Origin of the sequence: Bacteroides sp. 3_1_23, from assembly GCF_000162555.1 — a bacterium.
Classification (GTDB): domain Bacteria; phylum Bacteroidota; class Bacteroidia; order Bacteroidales; family Bacteroidaceae; genus Bacteroides; species Bacteroides ovatus.
In genome coordinates, this window is the sequence record NZ_GG774949.1 from 2,389,803 (window position 1) to 2,410,526 (window position 20,724).

The 20,724-nt window shown below is 40.7% G+C and carries 11 protein-coding genes; all 11 read right to left on the reverse strand.

The window, feature by feature from the left end:
- Nucleotides 1-317 precede the first annotated feature (317 nt).
- Nucleotides 318-1,724: a glycosyl hydrolase family 28 protein gene (locus tag HMPREF9010_RS14900; RefSeq protein ID WP_008648439.1), complete on the reverse strand. Its 1,407-nt coding sequence runs from the start codon at nt 1,722-1,724 to the stop codon at nt 318-320.
- A 14-nt stretch (nt 1,725-1,738) separates the two neighbouring features.
- Nucleotides 1,739-3,037, reverse strand: a complete 1,299-nt coding sequence (locus HMPREF9010_RS14895) for an alginate lyase family protein (RefSeq protein WP_008648440.1) — start codon at nt 3,035-3,037, stop codon at nt 1,739-1,741.
- 58 nt (nt 3,038-3,095) lie between these two features.
- Nucleotides 3,096-5,135, reverse strand: a complete 2,040-nt coding sequence (locus tag HMPREF9010_RS14890) for an IPT/TIG domain-containing protein (RefSeq protein ID WP_050428261.1) — start codon at nt 5,133-5,135, stop codon at nt 3,096-3,098.
- A 49-nt stretch (nt 5,136-5,184) separates the two neighbouring features.
- Complete coding sequence (locus HMPREF9010_RS14885) at nt 5,185-6,378, reverse strand: DUF5013 domain-containing protein (protein ID WP_008648444.1); 1,194 nt, start codon at nt 6,376-6,378, stop codon at nt 5,185-5,187.
- 36 nt (nt 6,379-6,414) lie between these two features.
- On the reverse strand, nt 6,415-8,211 hold the full coding sequence (locus HMPREF9010_RS14880; protein ID WP_004305870.1) for a RagB/SusD family nutrient uptake outer membrane protein: 1,797 nt from the start codon (nt 8,209-8,211) through the stop codon (nt 6,415-6,417).
- Nucleotides 8,212-8,244: 33 nt separating this feature from the next.
- The gene (locus tag HMPREF9010_RS14875; protein WP_008648447.1) at nt 8,245-11,493 is read right to left on the reverse strand and encodes a SusC/RagA family TonB-linked outer membrane protein; all 3,249 of its coding nucleotides are present in this window, start codon (nt 11,491-11,493) and stop codon (nt 8,245-8,247) included.
- 49 nt (nt 11,494-11,542) lie between these two features.
- Nucleotides 11,543-12,073, reverse strand: a complete 531-nt coding sequence (locus HMPREF9010_RS14870; RefSeq protein ID WP_004302348.1) for a sigma-70 family RNA polymerase sigma factor — start codon at nt 12,071-12,073, stop codon at nt 11,543-11,545.
- A gap of 237 nt (nt 12,074-12,310) precedes the next feature.
- Nucleotides 12,311-12,685 (reverse strand): hypothetical protein, encoded by a 375-nt coding sequence (locus HMPREF9010_RS14865; protein WP_004305864.1) that lies wholly within the window; start codon nt 12,683-12,685, stop codon nt 12,311-12,313.
- Between the two features lie 114 nt (nt 12,686-12,799).
- Complete coding sequence (locus HMPREF9010_RS14860; RefSeq protein WP_032852638.1) at nt 12,800-16,876, reverse strand: hybrid sensor histidine kinase/response regulator transcription factor; 4,077 nt, start codon at nt 16,874-16,876, stop codon at nt 12,800-12,802.
- Between the two features lie 59 nt (nt 16,877-16,935).
- Nucleotides 16,936-18,849 carry an alginate lyase family protein gene (locus HMPREF9010_RS14855; RefSeq protein WP_008648455.1) on the reverse strand — a complete coding sequence of 638 codons (1,914 nt, stop codon included), beginning with the start codon at nt 18,847-18,849 and terminating at the stop codon, nt 16,936-16,938.
- Between the two features lie 447 nt (nt 18,850-19,296).
- Entirely contained in the window at nt 19,297-20,709 is a 1,413-nt protein-coding gene (locus HMPREF9010_RS14850) for a glycosyl hydrolase family 28 protein (protein ID WP_008648457.1), read from the reverse strand.
- Nucleotides 20,710-20,724: the final 15 nt, after the last annotated feature.

Genomic DNA, 20,724 nt, shown 5'->3' on the forward strand with positions numbered 1-20,724 from the left:
CCAAAGGCGGGAAACTATAGTTTCTAAAGCAGGAAGATTCTGTCTCAAAGACAAGAAACAACCATTCTGTCTCTAGGCTTTTAGTTATAATCATATAATTCCGATACAATAAATACAACGGACTGTTCTCTCAATAGCTAAACCTTTCAATGCCAATGCATACTCATATCATTTGGTAAGCGTCGGCAGTGTGAGGGTAAATTTTACCCTCACACTACCCTCACCTTTACCCTCACCCACGAAAGTACGATGGATAAAGGGATTGAGAGCCGGGTGAGAGTGTGAGGGTAAAATCAACACAATCTTTTATTTGTTAGCTACTTTATCTGTATCTTCCCTACAAAATCTTTTTTATCTATATTCAGTTCTTCCAAAGAAGTGATCCGTTTGCCGTTCAACATTATGTTCTCAAACAAAATATTCTCAACCTTCCTATTCTTATCATAACCTTCCATCAAAGAAGGACTGATATATTTCCCGGTACATGAAATATTACGGAACGTTATGTTTCTGACACCTCTGCCGGGACCTGTGTTATATTTTTGGTTATACATCACCCGAAGATGAAATAACTGTCCTTCCTGGATATGTTCCACACGAATATCCTCAAAAGTGATGTTTTGTGCCAGATTGTGATCTCCTACATTAATAGTCATGCAGCCTTGATAATCACGATCGTCCTCATCATGTTCCAAGATATCGATATTCTTGAACAATATATCTTCTAAAACCTCATCTCCTGTTTTCGTATTTCCATGCGTACCGATATTGATAGGGTGAGCAATATCCGCCCATAGTGTAGAATTAAGTACACGGATATTACGAGAATCTCCATAATAATTCCAACGATGCGTATAGATGGCTATACAGTCGTCTGAATTACGAAGAAAAACATCATCAATCACTACATCCGAGCAAGACATAAAATCCAATCCATCACTCCAACCCTGATAACTGAATGATTTCAGATTCTTGATAGTAATTCCCTGTGATTGTCCACCGGAAACTGTATAGTGACGGGAGTTGACAACTGTAATTCCATCAATCAGTACATTCTTGGAGTATGCCACCGATATTCCCTGCTGCGGTTCAAGCAACATACCGTGTCCGAGAATCTTTACATTCTCTACACTGTCGCAAGTCAGGCAACCTTTCAGCACCGCTCCACCTTCCAGATAGACAGTCGTGTTGGAAGGAATACGGAAGCATTTGCCTGCCACATCTGTGGGTTCGTGTATGCCGGACTCAAAATACATCACATTCGGATCACTTTTATCAGGCACATTCTCAATGATCGGATTGGCAAACACATGCAGATTATTCAAACGGTCACCGTTGAACTCTACAGAGAGCTTTTGTGGTTTATCCAATGTGAACAGCAGAAAATTTCCGTCTATCTCCGGCTGAATGCCTTTAGATAGTGGACGCACTACTGCTGAACGGAGTTCCCCGTTATTCTTTTGCACCAGCACTTCCACTTTACCGGAAAAATCAAACTGTACCATGGTTGCATCCGACTTGGTATCCATATCCACCTTTACATTATATTCGTAAAGGTCTACCCAATCTTTTTCACCCACTTGCCGTACTTTTACTGTATAATCGTCATTATGGCGGGCATAGTAGATGCCTTGTGGCACCGGATAGATGACAATTTCTGCCTGTATAACTCCTGAAGTCATTACAAGTAAAAATGTAAGCGCTATTCGTATCAATCTATTCATTTTGAATTATTCATTTATTGTGCATACATCAATGTACCGAGTCCAAGTACATCATACCCACCAGAGTTAGCATCATAATAACCGCCGCCGCCTTCTATTCCTACATATTCGGTAGCAATCTTAGTATATTTGAGATTATCATCCGAGATGTTTTTTATCCCTTTGTAATGATAGTAAGGCAACGCCCATATCGCACGTTTGATCCATTTACCGCCACCAAGTGTTGTTTGTTCTTCCGGAATCGGATATCCCCATTGACTCTGTTTTTGCCATATATAAGTAGTATATGGTACAGTCTCATTGGTATAATTACAGCAAGCGGCATATTCGCAGGCCCGTAGGAAGAGATTATCATCATAAGCAAAGAAATCGTCTCCCTGGCTCCATGCCAACTGACAAATAATTCCCATCAATCCGACACACATCAACGTGTGTCCTTGGTCACGTCCACTTTCCTGCCATTGAGCAAAGTTATAGTCCGGTGCATAATCGTGATAGATAGCACGACGTAAACGTCCGTTTGTATCACCCGTCTGCAAATGGGCGATACCTTCATTATAAATATCACGACGATCGGTTACAATGCCGATAGCCATTTTAGCCGCTATATTACAAAGACACCAGTTAGCCCAATAATGTAACGCATTCGTATCGTGATGACGTTTCAGGAAATCATCATTAGCAGGATAAAACACTTTAAGCAACCAATTCTGGAACGCTGCGAAGTCCGCACGATCCCATCCTCCATAATCCCTCAATAATTCACCGGCAATAGCAAATTCATAACCATAAAGTCCTGCAGCAAGCGATAAATTCGTATTACCTGTTACACCTACACAAGTCTGTACCCACTTATTCAGATTCTCCACCGCTTTTGCCGCATATTCATCATCTTGTTCAATTTTCCAACGAAGCGCTTGCTGATATACAATAGTGGCTCCTCTGGCTGCATTCATATAATTTTCATCACCGGAAACTCCACGTTTAATCCATTCCGTAGGATAAGTATCTGCCGTCTTCTGCGAAAACTGACTTTCTACTAATAATTGATAAGCACTTACCCAAGGCTCTTCTCCGGCAGCTTTTTTATCCCGGATACGCTGGAAGTCTTCCTCTGTATGCAACCCTTCATGCAACATGGGTTCCGTTGACGGTTTAAGTTCAACTTGTTCCAAATTTACGTTATTATCAGGAAGAGGAATTTTATTCAAATCAGTTTCCACATTGACACCCGGAAGGTCAATGCCGTCACCACATCCTGCCAAAAACAGGATAGCGAATACCACGACTATATAATATATCTTTTTCATCATTTTTTTGGTTTAATGGTACACCGCATCTACCATTGATTACGGTGCACCCAATTATAGTTTATTGCTCTACTAACTCTAATTTGAAATTATCTATCTTAGCCCGTCCTTGTTTTACTGTAATCGTACATACAAAACCAATGACAACATCGGTAGGCTCTTCAACAGAAATATCAACTACTACATCACCCGTACCCGAAATAGAAGCGTTTGCCAAACTCTTACTTGGTATATCACTCGTATTTGCCATCTCATTACCTTTACAAACCGCAACATAACCGGTAAAACCTCTGCCATCATATTCATAAACGTGTGCCGTCAACTTATATTTTCCTTTTTGAAGATGAGAAGTCTGATATACCTTACCATCATTTTTAGGATTGTCAAATCCCCAATCTGTTTGTAAAGCCAAACCTGCATCACTTCCATCACCATATTTCGTTTTAAATGCCAAATCAACAGCAGCACCTCCTTCACCAGCAGTCAAGTTAGAGTTCTGAACTATCCAATAAGCAGCTTTTGCCCACTCTCCTTTTTTATGGAATCCTTTATCTCCACCTTCTTTTACATATTCAAAAGGCTGTTTATAGTTCATGAGTACATATTGAGAAATATCTCCATCCGTCGGCAGAGGTCGCAATATATCACTCTCTACGGGTTGTGCAATACCTTCAAACACCATTGTTACTTTTCCACCATTGAAACCTTGCGGAACCGTTACAGTAATAGAAGTCGTAGTAATCTCTTTAACCGTAACGGGTACGGATATTCCCTCAAAAGTAACTGTAACAGAATTCTTATCCGTTCCAAAACCTTTTCCTGTAAATGCTATTTCCTGTCCGGCTTTTACTAATGTACCATAAGGATAAATATACGGTGTTTCAACAGAAGTGATTTCCGGAGTTGCCCAAACCTCAAATGTGCCTGATTCGCCCATCTCTATTTCCTTACCCTGAATTATCAGTTTAATCTTCACCGGAGCTTCAGATGAAACTCCTTTGGGAACATTCACTACGATATTACCTTTATCATTCAGTGTCACTTTATCACAAACTGTTTCTCCGAAAAAGACCTGAATATTTTCAGCTTTCGTACCAAAGTTCTGACCAATGATCGTTACTTCCGCATTAATGTATCCGGCTTTCGTTGAAATGCCTGTTACTGTCGGCATCGGTAATACCGTATATTTCAACTGTGTCCCGATAGCTTCAAACGGAGTAATGACAGTAATTGTATAATCTCCGGCTTCCAACGAAGCAGGTACAGTGAGTGGAATACTCTTATCCGTCAAATTATCTGTATCTATTGCAGCTTCTACAGGTTCTCCGCCAGCTTTAAAGAAAGTTACTTTCAAAGGCTCCAACCCTTCAACAGACTTATCCAGCAATTCTTGCACAAGATTGGTTCCTGTTATTGCAAATTTACTGCCAGCAAAACCTGATGGAACCGGTTCGTCTTCCTTAGGAGTATCAAGCGTTGCATGCTTCAACACAGTGAAAGGATAAGAAGCCAAATCAATCGTTTGTTCTGCCATAATAAGTGTCATAACTCCACTGACAGCTGTCTCGGGAATTTTGGCCGTAAATTCGGTATCAGTAGGTGTACCCACAATCTCTGCCTTGTCTGTGGAAGTCCCGAAAGTCAAAGTATACAGTGTTTTAGAAGAAACAAATTCTTGTCCTTCGAAAACGATACTGGCACCCGGAAAACCATAAGAAGGTTTCACTACGCTGACACCCGGCTTACCAAGTACACGATAAACTAGATCAGTCTCCACACGTTGCCCGAAAACCTCAACGGTTATCTTTCCGTTTGTTGCCGATTCCGGCACTTTCGCAAGGATAGCATCATCGGCGCAGGAGACTACTACTGCCTCCTGGGAACCGATAAATACTTTCACATCTTCTGTTATGATACCAAAATCACTGCCACTTACGGTAAACTCATTCCCAACATATCCTTCTACGGGATCTATCTTTGTTACAGTCGCCACAGGATCAGTGTAACTCATTGAAACAATTTCTTCGTTATCCTCGTCACAAGCAGCTAATGCGAAAAGCGAGAGAAAAACGGGAAACAGATAGTTATATATTTTCTTCATAATCTTAATTATATTATCACGATGAATTACTCTTTTTTCTTTTTCCACATCATTCAAGAATCAATTTCAATTCTGTCACCTTAAAGTATGAATTACCTTTAGCCAGAGAAGTCAGGAATCCAATGACAACATCCGTTGTCTCCGTCACTTCAAATGAAGGTGTAACCAACGTACCCGAATCATTCGCTGTTCCCATTTTATCATAGGCCACATAAACTCCATTTAGTTGCTCAAGATCAGCGACATTCGGTATATCACTTTCACTATCTCCTTTAGCTATCAATACGGAAATAAAGTTCCCCGCATCAGTAACTACCAATGTATATGCATAAGTGACTTCCAGTCTGTATTTACCAGGACGGAGCGTAGCAACCTGCCACATTTTCCCATTCGTATAAGCTTCTTTATCCCATCCATTCTGGAATGCTAACGTTAAGCCTTCTTCTGATTTATATTGCATTCCGGAAACAGTCGTATTGCCTTTTGCATTGAACGATGCTACATTTTGATTCCACACTGCCGGAGTCCACCATTCACCGTTCTTCCAACTTTCATCATTTGCCTTGGCAAACGGCTGCTTATAGTTTTGAAGATAAAGCACTGTCACATCACCCTTCGAGTTAGGATTGAACATTGCACCACCTGTCATTGTATATCCGTGAATAGTCACAGTCACACTACCTGTCTGATAATCAGCAGGAGTTGTCGCAACAATAGTAGACTCATCCACCAGCTCAAATTCGGCCGGCGTTCCATTGAAACTAACAGAAATATCGGATGGATCCGTACCAAAGTTTTCACCTGTTATAGTGACCTTGTCTCCCGTATCGGCTACCCCTTCACCGTCTTCACTATCAGAAGTCACTGTAATGACACGTGGCGTAGGCAGTACTGTATAATGACCGATATTCTCCACCTTTTTATTATAAATCTGTAAAGACAGATTGCCTGTTACTGCAGTTTCCGGCACTTCCACTACCAAACGGTTATTTTTGCAATCGAGTACTTTATTGGATTGGGCTTCACCGAAGAAAACTTTCACTGCTTCAGCACGGTCACCAAAATTGGTTCCCGTAATAACTACCTGTGTAGTGACATATCCGTCCGTAGGATAAATGCTCTCCACTACTGGCACAGGATAATCATAAACTCTATACTTGGGGTCTTGCTCACAACCGGAGAAAAGTGCGGAAACACAAGCAAGTATTGCCAAGTGAAATGTATATTTGAATAAAAACTTCATATAATCTATGGTATTATACGTTAAACGATTGAATGATTAATATCCTGGATTTTGTACCAGATTTGAATTCAGGTTGATTTGATTTCTTGGAATCGCCCACAAATAATCTCCCTTAGTAAATGCGCAGTCGGATGATTTGAGGAGCACTACACAAGGTAATTTGCCTTTACCTGTTTCCACTTCTTCCGTCCCCTTCGTAAAGATAGCCGGATTGAAAGCACTGGTAGCATTCCCGTTTTCGTCTATAAATGCCGTCGGATAGCTGGCATTACCTACTACCGCACCGCAACGAGACTCATTCAGATTCTTCTCCGCAATACCCCAACGTTTCAGATCGTCACAACGGAAACCTTCCATATAGAGTTCCAAAGCACGTTCACGGCGGATCTCATCCAACATTACCTGATTGACTGTCTTACTCGCATTTGCCGGCACTCCTTCCTGAATTCGCTTTGCCAATGCATTTGTTAGGTTAGCAATTCCCGCACGGGCACGGATTTTATTTATCGACTTATTCAACTGGTCATCTGATATTTCACCATAGCGTTCCATCACAGCTTCGGCATAGTTCAAGTATACTTCTGCCAACCGAAGTACCGGATAATTGGCCGATTCATCTTTACTTTGGCGTTGAATATCGGTAATAGCAAACTTGGAAACACCATACCCACAGTTCTCAACAGTCAGGCTCGTAGCATATGAACCTATATAAGAAGTCAAACGGAAATCCCGATTCTGAAATTCGTCCCCCGGATTTTTATATCCCTGGAACTTATCAGACATGCTGACCGGAAGCCCGTCAGTGCATAAAAACATATCAATCAATTTCCGGCTGGGACGCATATCCGTATAAATCACCTGATTCAAATCTACCTGTCCTTTACGCGTTTCCTGACTATATACAGAAGCGATGATAAATTCCTTGTTCGTCGCTCTTCCGGCACCGGCAGGATTACTGGCTTCTTCTTCAATATTAAACAGGTAACGATTGCTCATATTTCTCATAGCTGCAACATTGTTATAATTCCAAAGGGAATAAGCAGCATCTCCCATCACTGTTTCGGATAATTGAACGGATTCTTCCAGAAAAGCATTTACCTGATCGGAAGCCGGACCGGCAGAACCTTCAAAATCAGTAGAAGTGCCATTGTACTTACGCCAGGTAGCTTCATAAAGTAACACGCGAGCCTTAAATGCCTGTGCAGCCTGTTTGCTGATTTTACCTTTGTCGGCAGAGGTTATATTCTGTTCCAACGGCAACCCTGCAATAGCCTCATCCAAATCGGAGAGAATCAAGTTGACAACCTCATAACGGCTGTTACGTTTTCCATATAACTCCGGTGAAGTCACGTCGAGAACTTTCGTAACGACAGGCACTCCACCAAAAAACTTCAATAAGTAAAAATAGTTATAGGCACGGAAAAAATGACCTTCGGCTAATTCTTTTTTAATATCCGCTAAATTACCTGTATAGGAAGAAACTGCTCTTTCAAACATGTGATTAGTGGCACGAATATTACCATAGCAATTACCCCAACGGCTATCGTCATTAGGAACTCCCATCACACCGGTCCCCACACCATACGAATATCTGAAACAAGTAGAAAGATCGGATGCCGCATCCATGTGATCGAATATACTTCCATAGGAAGACTGCCATCCCAATAATTGCCCGTAAAGCCCGTTAGCATATTCACGGAAATGCTCCGGAGTTTTGAAATAAATCACATCTGTCTTGGCATCCAGTGGTTCCAAGTCAAGGAACGTATTCACACATGAAGAAAATCCCAATGCGCAGGTGCAAATTAATATATAGTTCGTTATCTTTTTCATATCTTCTATTCTGTATTTAATTTTCCATAGCTACTATAAAGTGATGTTCAGACCGAACGACCAAGTACGTGCAAACGGGTATCCACTGTTGTTGGAGGCTGCTCCCATTTCCGGGTCGAAACCGTCTCGAATACTAGTAGCTTCCCATAAATCATTACCAGAGAAGTAAACACGTACTTTTTCCAGTTTCACCTTGCGCGTCCATATCTGCGGCAATGTGTAGCCGACTATTAATGTTTTCAAACGGATATAGCGGTTATTCTGCATCATAAAGTCGTTATTCTGATAATTCCAGCGTGCGAGATTCGCATTGGTAGTCAAGCGAGGGAATTCAGCATTCGGATTGCTCTCTGTCCATGTCTTTCCCAAATATGTCGGGTTCTGATTGGCAGTACGTGTTTGAAAAGGATAAGCCATCCAGTCATTACGGATAACATACTGCTTGCCGACACCTTGGAACATTGCGTTCACATCAATACCTTTCCATGATCCTCCCAGTGTGAAACCGAAAACAAAATGTGGATTGGAGTCACCGAGATATTGCAAATCGCTATTCTCATTCCCTGCACCGGAAATCTTATAATCACCATTCAAATCCAAACGTTTGGTATCACCTGGACGCAACCGGCTTGCACTTCCTGCTCCTACACCAGTCAAATCTTCTTTACCCTCTCCATAGAGTGCATAATAGCGGTCTACTTCTGCCTGATCTTTAAAGTAACCATCTGTGCGATAAAGGAAGTACGAATTCAACGGATACCCATTCACGGCTGCATTCCAACCAGCCCCATAAGAATCTGCTCCTTCCATCTCTTTCAACAGACTCTTTGTATCACCAATATTAAAGTTGGCATAGTAAGAAAAGTCTTTAATCTGATCGCGCCATCCAATAGTGAATTCCCAACCTTTTACATTCAAATGACCACTATTCGTTTTAGGAGCTTTACCTCCTAATACACCCGGATATGTGACATTTACCAACATACCGGTATTATCTTTTATAAAATAATCGAATGTAGCTTTCAAACGATTATCGAAAAAGTTAAGATCGATACCAAAGTTTTTCTGTGAAACTTTCTCCCAAGTACGGTCATAAGAAATTAAACCGCCAAAACCTGAAGATACCTGATTGGCAGGTATAGTTCCAAAACCGGCTGTTCCAAGAGAGACAGTAGACACATAATCGTAATCACCCAGCCCGACATCATTACCCGAACTACCGTAACTTAAACGCAACTTACCAAAAGAAAGAACAGGTTTTAAAAATTCTACAAATTGTTCTTCCGAGAATGCCCATCCCAAAGAGACAGAACCAAAGCTTTTGAAACGATAACCGGGAGCAAACTTGGAATTTCCGTCACGACGCCCCATCAATTCAACCATATATTTTTCCGCATAGTTATAATTCAAACGGGCAATATATGAATAGGTACCATTATGAGTCTTTCCTCCACCGTTACCCTGTGTACCCGTAGCCAAATTCAAATCGTAAATTCCGGCATCCTCAAACTTCTCACGGGCGGTAACAACTTTCTTAGTCACCCATTTCTCGGCATTGATGCCGAACATAGCATCTATATTATGTACTTCGGCAAATGTACGCTTATATTTCAATAACCCTGAATAGTACTGATACCGGGCATTATTTGCCTGTACCAAATATCCCGGCTGATGGGAATCTTTAAAATTCAGCACATCTTGCGGAGTACTAAGGGTTTGTGTTGTTTCATATACTAACTTCGCCGTCTGCTCGCCGAACCAATTGTAACACTGTACCGGAAGCGAATAGCGTTCTCTGCGATATTCCTCATTTTGAAATGAAGCAGTACCCTCGAAAGTGATTCCTTTCCAAATATCCACCAATGCTTTAAAATCGACACGAGTAGTCAACTTCTCTCTCTCGTCACGTCCACCATCCGTTGTAGCTGCTGCCGCATTGCGATCACCTACATTACCGAAGTTAGCGTACCATTGTCCATAGGGATTTTTTGCCGGGAAAAACGGAGCATCGTTTCCGTAAAGTGTACGGTCGATACCATGTGTGGGTGTTTCGGTATTTGTTTTAATCATACTGGCTGAAGTCTCCAGTTTGAACCAATCAGTCAATTTGATTCCGTAGTTCAAGCGCAAGTTCAACTGTTTCTGTCCGTCATAGGCTGTAGCCAGATTAGCCTGGTTATCAGCATAAGCTAATGAAATGCGGTAATCGGATTTATCCGTAGAACCTGCTACACTCAAGTTATGCTGGTAAGAATAACGGCGGGCAAACAATTCATCCAGGCGATTGGCATTACCAACGAACATCGTACCCCAATCGGCTACAGTCGACTCATAAATACCTTCAATGCCTTGAGCCATCTTCTTCAGGTTTTCTTCTCCCCAGCCCCACCAGTCATGTTCCGGCATTTCTTTATTGGCTTCCAGCCACATGGAAGCATATTCCTGCATACTGGGAGAGAAAGCCATAATACCATTGGTAGTAAAACGCATATTGAAGCCATAATCAACCGTTGTCTTGCCTTTACCTTTTTTGGTAGTTACCAAGATAACGCCATTAGCTGCTTTCGCCCCATAAATGGAAGCTGAACCGTCTTTCAAAACACTAATATTCTCAATATCATCTGAGTTTAGATTTTGGAATGACTCTGAATTCAATACAGGTACCCCATCTACAATAATCAACGGACTACCTCCATTGACAGATGTCAGACCACGAATCTGAAAATTTAAACCTTCATTACCCGGACGTGAGGAAGAACGAGTGACTACCAAACCCGGAGTGGCTCCTTGCAGAGCAGCACCGACATTGGTAATGGCACGACTTTCCAATACCTGGCTACCAATTTGTTCTACCGCCCCTGTCAACGTCGCTTTTTTCTGCGTGCCATAACCCACTACAACAACCTCGTCCAGTGCATTATTATCTTCCTTTAATACCACTTTAAAATCAGAGCGGTCATGAAGGTTAATAATCTGATCTACATATCCGATATAGCTAACTTTTATCTGTTTGGCATCAGCAGGAATATTCAGCGTAAACCGACCGTCAATATCGGTAATTACTCCTGCATTACTTCCTACGACCACTACATTACAACCAATTAGTGGTTCACCATTCGCATCTGTCACAAGTCCTTTGATGGTGCGGCCCGTCTGGACTACCATCAAACTCTCTTCTACAGAATCATTTGCATAGAGCAATACACCGGGCGAACCACCCAGCAGCATGGCGAAAGCCAATGCGACTCCTTTTGAACATAAGAATTTGGATTTAATTTCCATAATACTATTAAATTGTTAAAGTTAATATGTGTTTTTCCGAATCTGGTATTTAACCGACTTTGGAGAATTCATTTTTCAAATAGGTGCGAACCGTTTTACGAGCCAGTAATAGTTGACATTCTACTGTACGGGGAGATAAGGACAGCTTTCCTGCAATGGCAGGACAAGAGAGTTCATGATTGAAACTAAGTTCATAAATCTGACGGCGTTTGACAGGAAGAGCTTCCATAACCTGGTCATGCATCTTCTTTAGTTCACGAAAATGAATGGTATCTTCTGTGGTATTCCGACTGGTGTCTTCCATCCTATTATATATGTAGGCGACGAAATCTTCCTGTTTATAATAACGACGGATTTTATCGGTTACTATATTGCGAGCGATGGTAAAAAGCAAAGACCAGACTGTATCTTTGTTCACGAATGCCCTGTGTTCCCATAAGCGGACAAAGACATCCTGTGCCAAATCTTCCGCTTCATGCGGATGGCAAATGCGGATAGCGATATAGTTCTTGATATACTCCTTATATTTAAGATAGCATTCAGAGAAGAAGTCGTCAAATGTAGCTTGCTGTTTATTCATGGCATTAAATTTATCCGTTTAACGATGATACAAAAGTAGGAACAAGTTTCAAATTCAAATATCACAAAAGTAACAGATAACAAAACTATCGTAACAAGCGTGTATTTTTGCAAAAACTTCCCATTTCATCGGGATAAATCTAACCGTCACACCAATAAAAAAGGGGATGTCGTTACATTTGACGACTCCCCTGTTCTTATATTTGCATGGATGAAAGCTTTCATCCGGAAGGATTCATTATTTATTTTCCTGTGATGCCTGGAAATCCGGTATACGTTTTACGTTCGCACCTTTCATCACACCTCTTTTGATCGCTTCATTCGTATCGGTGATTTCTTTCTTCACACGTTTATAGTATTCTTTTGTCAGTCCTTTCTCTACTGCTTCCGATTCTGTTACTGCCCAAAGATACTGATAATCCATCAACATCAAATCCGGTGCCACTATTTTAAAGAAAACACTATCATTTGCAAATTTTTCACGTAAGTCTCCCAAATAGATGGTATCTGCAGGATTTACCTCCTTAACATTTGCATTATTTTTTGAACTGCTACCTCCGCAAGAGGATAACATCAAACCTCCTACCAATGAAATTAAAACTAATACTTTCATATCAACATATATTATAAAATAAAACTTCTTCTGCCCCAATGTGAACAAGAACTTAAAATTATCTCACTTATTGAGCGCAAATGTAATAATTAAACTACAAACACAAACACAATGTCATTCTTTTCTTCCCGATTCCTCGGCATATTGCTTGGGAAGCATCCCGAACATTTCTCTAAAACACTTCGAGAAATAGCTGGGTGAACTGAATCCTACCCGGTTCGCTATTTCAACAATCGGCAACTGACTTCCTTGTAATAACTGTGCCGCCCGTTTCAAACGGATGCTGCGAATAAAGTCCGTCGGTGTGTGTCCGGTGATGGATTGTAACTTACGGTAAAGACTCATACGCACCATACCCAAATCACCACTCAACTCTTCTACACCATATTCAGGATTATCCATGTTCTTCTCTATGTATTCCAGACACTTCTGTATGAGTTGTTCGTCTACTGAAGTAATAGTGATAGCGCTCGGATTTACTTCTATGTTTTTACGGAATTCCTGTTTTCTCTTTTCCTGTTGCTCTATCAGCTTTTCGATGCGTACCATGAGCATATCAAAGTTGAAAGGTTTTGACATATAAGAGTCTGCTCCTACCTCATAGCTGTTAATCTTGATATCATCGGCAGTGCGGGCCGTCAACAATATCACAGGTATATGGGAAGTCTGCACGTTCGTCTTAATCCGACGGCAAAGTTCGATACCGTCAACTTTCGGCATCATAATGTCGCTGATAATCAGGTTTGGATTTTCCTCTATTGCTTTTCGCTCTCCTTCCTCACCGTCTGCCGCTTCAATGATCTGATAGAAATCTTCCAACTGTTCTTTCAGGAAAGTACGGAACTCCTGATTGTCCTCCACTAACAACAGTTTCTTCAGGTTATCATCAACTGTAGATGTAGTGGTTTCTTTCTCTTTAACATCTGATGCTTCCGTTCCGATGATTTCTTCCGGCAGTTCGTTCGGTTCCGGTTTCAGGTCCATCGGCAACCAAACGGTGAATACTGATCCACGATCTATCTGACTGTCCACTTTAATACGGCCACCATGTATATTTACATATTCCCTTACCAAATGAAGTCCGATGCCACTGCCTATTTTTTCGTCCCCTTCATTTCCTACCTGATAGAAACGGTCAAAGATATAAGGAAGGTCTGATTCGGATATTCCGATTCCAGTATCAGATACGGATATTCTCACGTAGTTTCTTTCTTCTATCTCTTCTGTCGCGAGCTGTAAGTTCACTGTGCCTCCCTGCGGTGTATATTTGAAGGCGTTGGACAAGAGATTATTCACAATCTTATGTACCTTATCCCGGTCGAAGAACATATAAAGCGCTCTATGTTCAGATTGGTTCACAAAGTTAAGGTGCTTCTCTACTGCCATTGGCATGAAGTTGTTATAGGCAGAAACAATAAATTCCTCCATATCGCCGTTCATCAGATGCAACCTCTCTCCTTTCATTTCCAGTTTGCGGAAATCGAGTAGCTGATTCACCAATGACAATAGGTTTTGAGCATTCTTATAGATGGTATTCAGTTGCTTTTTCATCGCATCGTCTGTCAATCGACGTATCACCATGTCTAATGGCGTGATAATCAATGTCAGCGGAGTGCGGAGTTCATGGCTTATATTTGTGAAGAAGCGGAATTTCATCTGATCCAGTTCTTCTTTCTGCTTCAACGCTTCCTCTTCTTGCATACGAATCATCTTCTGCCGGTTGCGGCGGTTTATTACGTAGATCAGCCCGAAGATTAAGAGAATAACTAAAATTGCATAGAAAATACGAGCGGCCAGTGTATCCCAGAATGGGGGATGAATTACAATTTTGAATGCAGACTCCGGTCCCCATATCCGGTCGTTTCCGGCAGCGGACACACGGAAGATGTATTCGCCCGAAGGGAGATTATTATAGACAACACGTCCTTGTCCATTCTCAAAAAGGGTTTCCGTCCATTCTTTGTCAAATCCTTCCAGTTGGTAACGGAAAGAGGTTTGAGAAGGATTAGGGAAGTTCAGACCAGAAAACTCAAGTGTGATATAGTTCTCATCATATTTTAATTGTACTTCGTCCGAATAACTTAATGCTTTATCAAATAAGACACGTCCGTTATATGCTTCGCCCGAAACAACCGGAACATTAAACAAGCGGAATGAAGTAAACAGAGGACGATTGAGGCACTGATTATCTATCATGTTTTCTGGTGAGAAAGCAATAAAGCCGTTCATCAGCCCCAGGAAAAGCTGATTGTCCCTGGTCATTAACGAAGGGAAACTATATAAATCATCCTGACGGATTTCATCTTCCGACAGACAGCTGATTACATGAAAACTGTATTTATCTGCTCTTCTGTCTACTTTTATCTTATAAATAGAAGTGACTGTCGAAATCCATATATCATGGTTCTTATCTTCCACTACGTTCAGGATAGCTTTAGACAGACCTTCTTCTTTCCCTAATGTGTAGCTTTGCCCATTGTAAGTCAAAACGCTCAAGCCATATTGTGTAGCAAACCATAAAGTTCCCTCATGGTCTTTGAGTATCTGATTATACTTGATACTTCCCTGATTGAAAATAGAATTAGCCTGGCCGTCTTCCTCCGGTATCCATATTTTATTCGTTGCAGGATCGTAAATGTAGAGTCCGTTATCACTGCCTACGACCAACCGGGATTGATTATCTATGGCCAATGCATTCGCTACTTTATATTTTTTGAGTTCGGGAAACTGTTCGGACAATAAGTTTATTTGCCCGTTTTCAGGATTGAATAATCCTACACCACCATATATACTTACCCACAATCGACCGGAAGAATCTTCGACCATGACACGGATATTACTGAAATCCAATTCATTCTGATAATCCGTATCGGGATAATCGTAAGATTGTACCTTTCCATGATCTATGCAGTAGAGCCCATCGTGGTATGTTCCGACCCAAACACGCTTCTTGCTGTCCTCATAAAGTACACGGCAATTCTTCTGACTGAATTCATGATAGAATCTGTTCATGCTTTTAGTCTCCGGTTCATAGCGATAGACACCCTGCGTAGTACCCATCAGAATTTCTCCTTTAGATGTTTCGAGCATACAGCGGATTTCCTCTCCTTTCCAGTCGCCATTTATCATCTTCTTATTGTACAGCACTATTTTATTCATGCTGGGATGATAATAACACATTCCCTGATTATAAAGTCCTATCCAAACGGAATTATTTTCCCGGTCGCAATAGATGCTTTGAATACCGTTTCGTACTGTATTACCTGATAATAAAGGAATATCCAGTGTCCGGGTTACAGAGAAATTGTGCATATCAATGATATAGAATCCATCAATAACGGTTCCTACCCATGCATTTCCACCTTTATCCACATCCATAGAAGTAAACCATGAATAGTGTCCGAGTTGGATACCTGAAATTTGGTTCCATTTTTTATTATAGACATCATAATAGCCTACTCCACGATCCCACATCAACCAAAAGTCACCATTATCGAGTATCTTCAAAACCACACGGTCATCCGGTTTCAGTTGGTCTTTCAGGAAATCAAGTTGATGCACGAAACGTTTCTTTTCTAAATCGTAGCAACGGATAGCCCCTTTCTGATGAACCATCCAACTGTATTTTCCATGACTTTCTACTCCGAGTAATCCTCCATAGTATTCCATAAACTCATCATTCCTGCAAACCTGTTCGATTGACTTTGTCTCTGCATCGTACATATAGACAGAGGAACCCGGCGTCAGAAACCAACAATGTTTCTCTGAATCAATAATCAGGTCCGCCACTTTATCCTTTAAGCCGAATTGTTGAAATAAAGAATCTACGTTATAGATATACTGTTCGGTAGTCAAATCGAAGACACGCAGGCTCTTGCGTTCTTTCATCCACAAACGTTTGTCGGCATCAATATATTGTTCGGGAATAATATGGTTATATGCTATCGAATATTCGCCATGAATATTGAAAGGGAAATTTGAATAGTTCGCACCATCATACAGGCTTAATAACACAGTACTTCGCACACCGATACGTCCGTCGGGAATGGGGAAAACGCTTTTTACATAGTTATCCGGTAATCCTTCGACAACTCCAATCTGGCGGAATACATAAGGGGATTCTTGCGAGCTAATATAACCCGGATACAATAATCCCATTAGTATGATTAACAAACATATTCGAATTTTCATGGCCATCTTTTTTTGTAGTACTATTATTAAGTACGAACGAAGAATCAAATCCCCTTATCCTACTTTACTATTATTTTCTGAATTTCGAGTTTATCTCCGGCTTGCTCTATCTGTAAACGAAGTACACAAGCTCCTGCGGGAAGAGTGAGTTTACCTATTTCTCTTTCCGTCCATTGTACGGAGCTGGGTAATTGCATGGGTTCTGTCTTTACTTCCGAATCAGAAGCTACGGACAATAAAGAATTTCCTTTTGATTGATAAACAAGATAAACGGTATAATCTCCATTGGTAGGAATACTTACAGTATAATTCATCCATTCTCCATCTTCTATTTGGGTAACGACGTAGTTATCTTCTTCTTTTCGTAGCTCTACTGCTCCGTCAGGTCTGTATTCGTTGCCACGTTTCTTTCCTACATTGTGATAGGTATGCCCTTCGGGATCTTCCGCAAGACAATAATAATCGTAATCGGCAGCCGATATTTCACAAGGTAGCAAATGAATTCCTGATACACGCTTTCCCGTAGAGAAAGAAACGGGATCGCCTGCCATCCAGGGAGTCAATCGCTTGGTCAATGTTCCCCAGCCAGTCCATTCATAAAACCAGTTGGGTGCTATCCCCCAGTTTTCGCAACCGTGATGTTCTATCATATAATCACGGTAACGTTTCAACCAGGTATAGTTGTTCTCCGGCAATCCAGCACGTACTGCATAATGCGCCAATGCCATTTCACGAGTTCCGCCACTACCTGCTACGTCTCCACGTCCGTGAGGAGATACGGCTACGGATTCCCAACGTCCACTACGGCTTTTTATCTGGAGAAATTTTCCGTTCTCAAAGGTAACTTCATTTGAATTCTTACTATAACTTGTCGGTTCCCAAGGCTCTTTTTGCTTTTCATAGGTCTGAACTTTAGAGAGGTTATAACGATAGTTCCATTCCAAACCAAGAAGCAAACGGTTATTGAGACAATTATACAAAGAATCTCCCTGATTCCACGCCATTTCTGCGATAGCTACATAATTGTGGATACCTGCCAATACATGTCCCTGGTCGCGACTCGACTCCTGACATTGACCGTTTGGATAGATATAATACTGTAGCTGTTCATCGTATCCATAATCTGAAATCTTGTTTTCTCTTCCTTCCAATTTATAATCAAGCATGGCTGGTGATTTCTTAATGGGTTCTTTGCTAGTGACCGGTGGTCCTGAAGGATAAGGTAAATCATCCGGTCGATGCTTCATTCCCAATAAATAACGGTAAGCACGGTCATACATTACTTCGTTATCTAAGTAAATCCCCATTGCCATCATTCCACGAGCAGCGAAAAGTCCTTGATTACCAAACCTTGCGGCATCGAAATTAAAAATATTCCAATAGAATGTAACTCCGTTCTTTGAATCATCCCAGTAATTTGCATATTTGGAAGAGAAATCTTCCGTATTGCTATATCCAGGATAGACCAACATATTTTTAAAACGTTGCTGGTCTTCTACTTTCCAACCGGAATAATCACGCATTAATTCGGCGGCATCAATTAAAAGGTAAATCTTTCCGTTATCTAATGGTCCTGTTCCACGACTACTTGTATTGGTATAATAAGAATTAGCATTCAGATATTCGACCGCTTTACGAGCATAAGCCTCATTGCCCGTCAGATGCCAAAGCAAAGCTAAGTCATGTGCCCGCCTGCCATCTACTCCGATAGTAGCATTAAAACGTCCTTCTCTGATTTGTTTTCCCCGATTGATAACTTGCGTATTGAGTGAAGAATAGGGAGATTCCTTTAATTTCAGAAAAGTAGAATAATAAGGCTCATGTTTCGCCTTGACCATAGCTTTCATCCGGTCTAAATCACCTTGGGTATAGGTGATTCCGGGATGGATAAAGTTACGTCGTTGCGCTTGCACTCCATTTTGAATATTCCCAATCCATACAATCCCAATAATCCATATAATTTTGTTAATCATAGTGCGATTCGTTTTTTATACAAGTGATAAGCAAAGATAGTATTTAGTAATAGAAAGGAGTTCAAAGTGAATGAAACATTTACTTTGATTAGCATAAACCCGGGAATAAAACTCTTGTATTTATACTCATGGTTCTCTTTCAGACTCCTTAATTCTGATTCCAGTGCAGCTTTGCTCTCATCTATTAATAGATAAGTTATTATCTTCCTATTGCAAAGTTCTTTCCTTCTAATACTAAAGTTACTCTTATCTAATAGAAATCTATAATTGCAAGCTTTGATTATAAAAACGAAAGTTTCATTTATATAATTGCAAGTTCTAATTATATAAATGAAACTTGCATTTATAGTTTATGTTTAACCTAAAGAAAGTTTGATATTAGAAGAAAAGAAGTTTGCACCTAATACAAAGAGATTTTTCCATTCATACTTCATATACCAGATTATGCTATTTGACTGTGATATTCTTTATGTATTCATTCGTGATAAAATCATCTATATTTTTCATCTTCATGCCGTTGATAATCACATTATCGAAGATGATATTCTTGACGGAACGTTCTTTATCAACCCCTTTCAATAGAGATGGATTCTCCCCTACTCCATTATAAATGATATTCCGAAAAATAATATCTTCAATTCCCCGGCCGGGTTGCTTATCATACTTTGAATTGAAACGAACATTAATATGAAACAATCTTCCCTCCTGGATATTCTCTACACGGATATCCTCAAATAATACCTTGCGTACCAAGTTTTTATCACCGCAATCCACTGCCATACAGCCCTGATAAAGAAGATCATCTTCATCATGTTCCAGAATATCGACATTACGGACAGTTATATTCTCAAGAATCTCTCCAACCTTATCGTCCGGGTTACCGTGTCCTCCAATGTTGATCGGATGAGCAATATCCGCCCAAAGGATTGAATTCTGTAAAGTCACGTTACGACTTCCTCCGTAATAGTTCCAGCGATGGGCATAGATGGCAATACAATCATCACTGTTCCGCATAAAAACATTGTCTATTAATACGTCACTGCAACACATCAGATCTATGCCATCACTCCATCCTTTACAACTAAAAGACTTTAAATTATTGATGGTCAACCCTGTAGACTCACCACCAAATACTGTATAGTGATCTGGATTTATAACTGTAATACCGTCAATCCATATATTTTTAGAATGAGTAACTTCTATTCCACGGATCGGATGGTCGAGAATACCACGCCCGACAATGCGTACATTTTCAGCTTTGTCAATCACTAATTTAGCTTTTACAACAGCTCCGGGAGCTAAATAAACAGTAGTATTGGAAGGAATCTGTATCTGTGTATTCGGCAAATCTTTCGGACGATGGACACCCGGTCCGAAATACATTACCTTGTCACTGCCTTCAGTATAAGTTTCTGTTTCCAAAGGATTAGCAAACAAATGAAGATTATGCAAACGATCACCGTTAAACTCAATCGACAGGCATTGAGGTCTAGTGAGTGTAAAAAAGATAGCATTGTGGTTTACCGTATGTTGTATACCTATTGCTAACGGACGGATTTTCACATCCTGAATGGTGCCATTGTTCTTTTTCACCATCACTTCTACGGGACTGCCTATATCAAACTGTACCATTGAAGCAGATTGTACCCGATCCATATCTACTTGGACTTCATATTCGAATACATCTTTCCATTCACCGCCTGCTTCACGTACTTTGACTGTATAATCATCATTATGTGGCATACCAGTGTTCAATCCTTCCGGATAGGTTACTAATTGGGCATTCCCGAATGTCGAAAATGCAATAGCTATTGCTAACAAACATTTTCTTTTACCTGATAAAACTCCTACTATATTCATATCACTAAACTATGT

Excerpts from the sequence above, each read along its gene's own strand:
- HMPREF9010_RS14900 (WP_008648439.1), bottom strand. The coding sequence starts at position 1,724 with ATGAATAGATTGATACGAATAGCGCTTACATTTTTACTTGTAATGACT.
- HMPREF9010_RS14895 (WP_008648440.1), bottom strand. The coding sequence starts at position 3,037 with ATGATGAAAAAGATATATTATATAGTCGTGGTATTCGCTATCCTGTTT.
- HMPREF9010_RS14890 (WP_050428261.1), bottom strand. The coding sequence starts at position 5,135 with ATGAAGAAAATATATAACTATCTGTTTCCCGTTTTTCTCTCGCTTTTC.
- HMPREF9010_RS14885 (WP_008648444.1), bottom strand. The coding sequence starts at position 6,378 with ATGAAGTTTTTATTCAAATATACATTTCACTTGGCAATACTTGCTTGT.
- HMPREF9010_RS14880 (WP_004305870.1), bottom strand. The coding sequence starts at position 8,211 with ATGAAAAAGATAACGAACTATATATTAATTTGCACCTGCGCATTGGGA.
- HMPREF9010_RS14875 (WP_008648447.1), bottom strand. The coding sequence starts at position 11,493 with ATGGAAATTAAATCCAAATTCTTATGTTCAAAAGGAGTCGCATTGGCT.
- HMPREF9010_RS14870 (WP_004302348.1), bottom strand. The coding sequence starts at position 12,073 with ATGAATAAACAGCAAGCTACATTTGACGACTTCTTCTCTGAATGCTAT.
- HMPREF9010_RS14865 (WP_004305864.1), bottom strand. The coding sequence starts at position 12,685 with ATGAAAGTATTAGTTTTAATTTCATTGGTAGGAGGTTTGATGTTATCC.
- HMPREF9010_RS14860 (WP_032852638.1), bottom strand. The coding sequence starts at position 16,876 with ATGAAAATTCGAATATGTTTGTTAATCATACTAATGGGATTATTGTAT.
- HMPREF9010_RS14855 (WP_008648455.1), bottom strand. The coding sequence starts at position 18,849 with ATGATTAACAAAATTATATGGATTATTGGGATTGTATGGATTGGGAAT.
- HMPREF9010_RS14850 (WP_008648457.1), bottom strand. The coding sequence starts at position 20,709 with ATGAATATAGTAGGAGTTTTATCAGGTAAAAGAAAATGTTTGTTAGCA.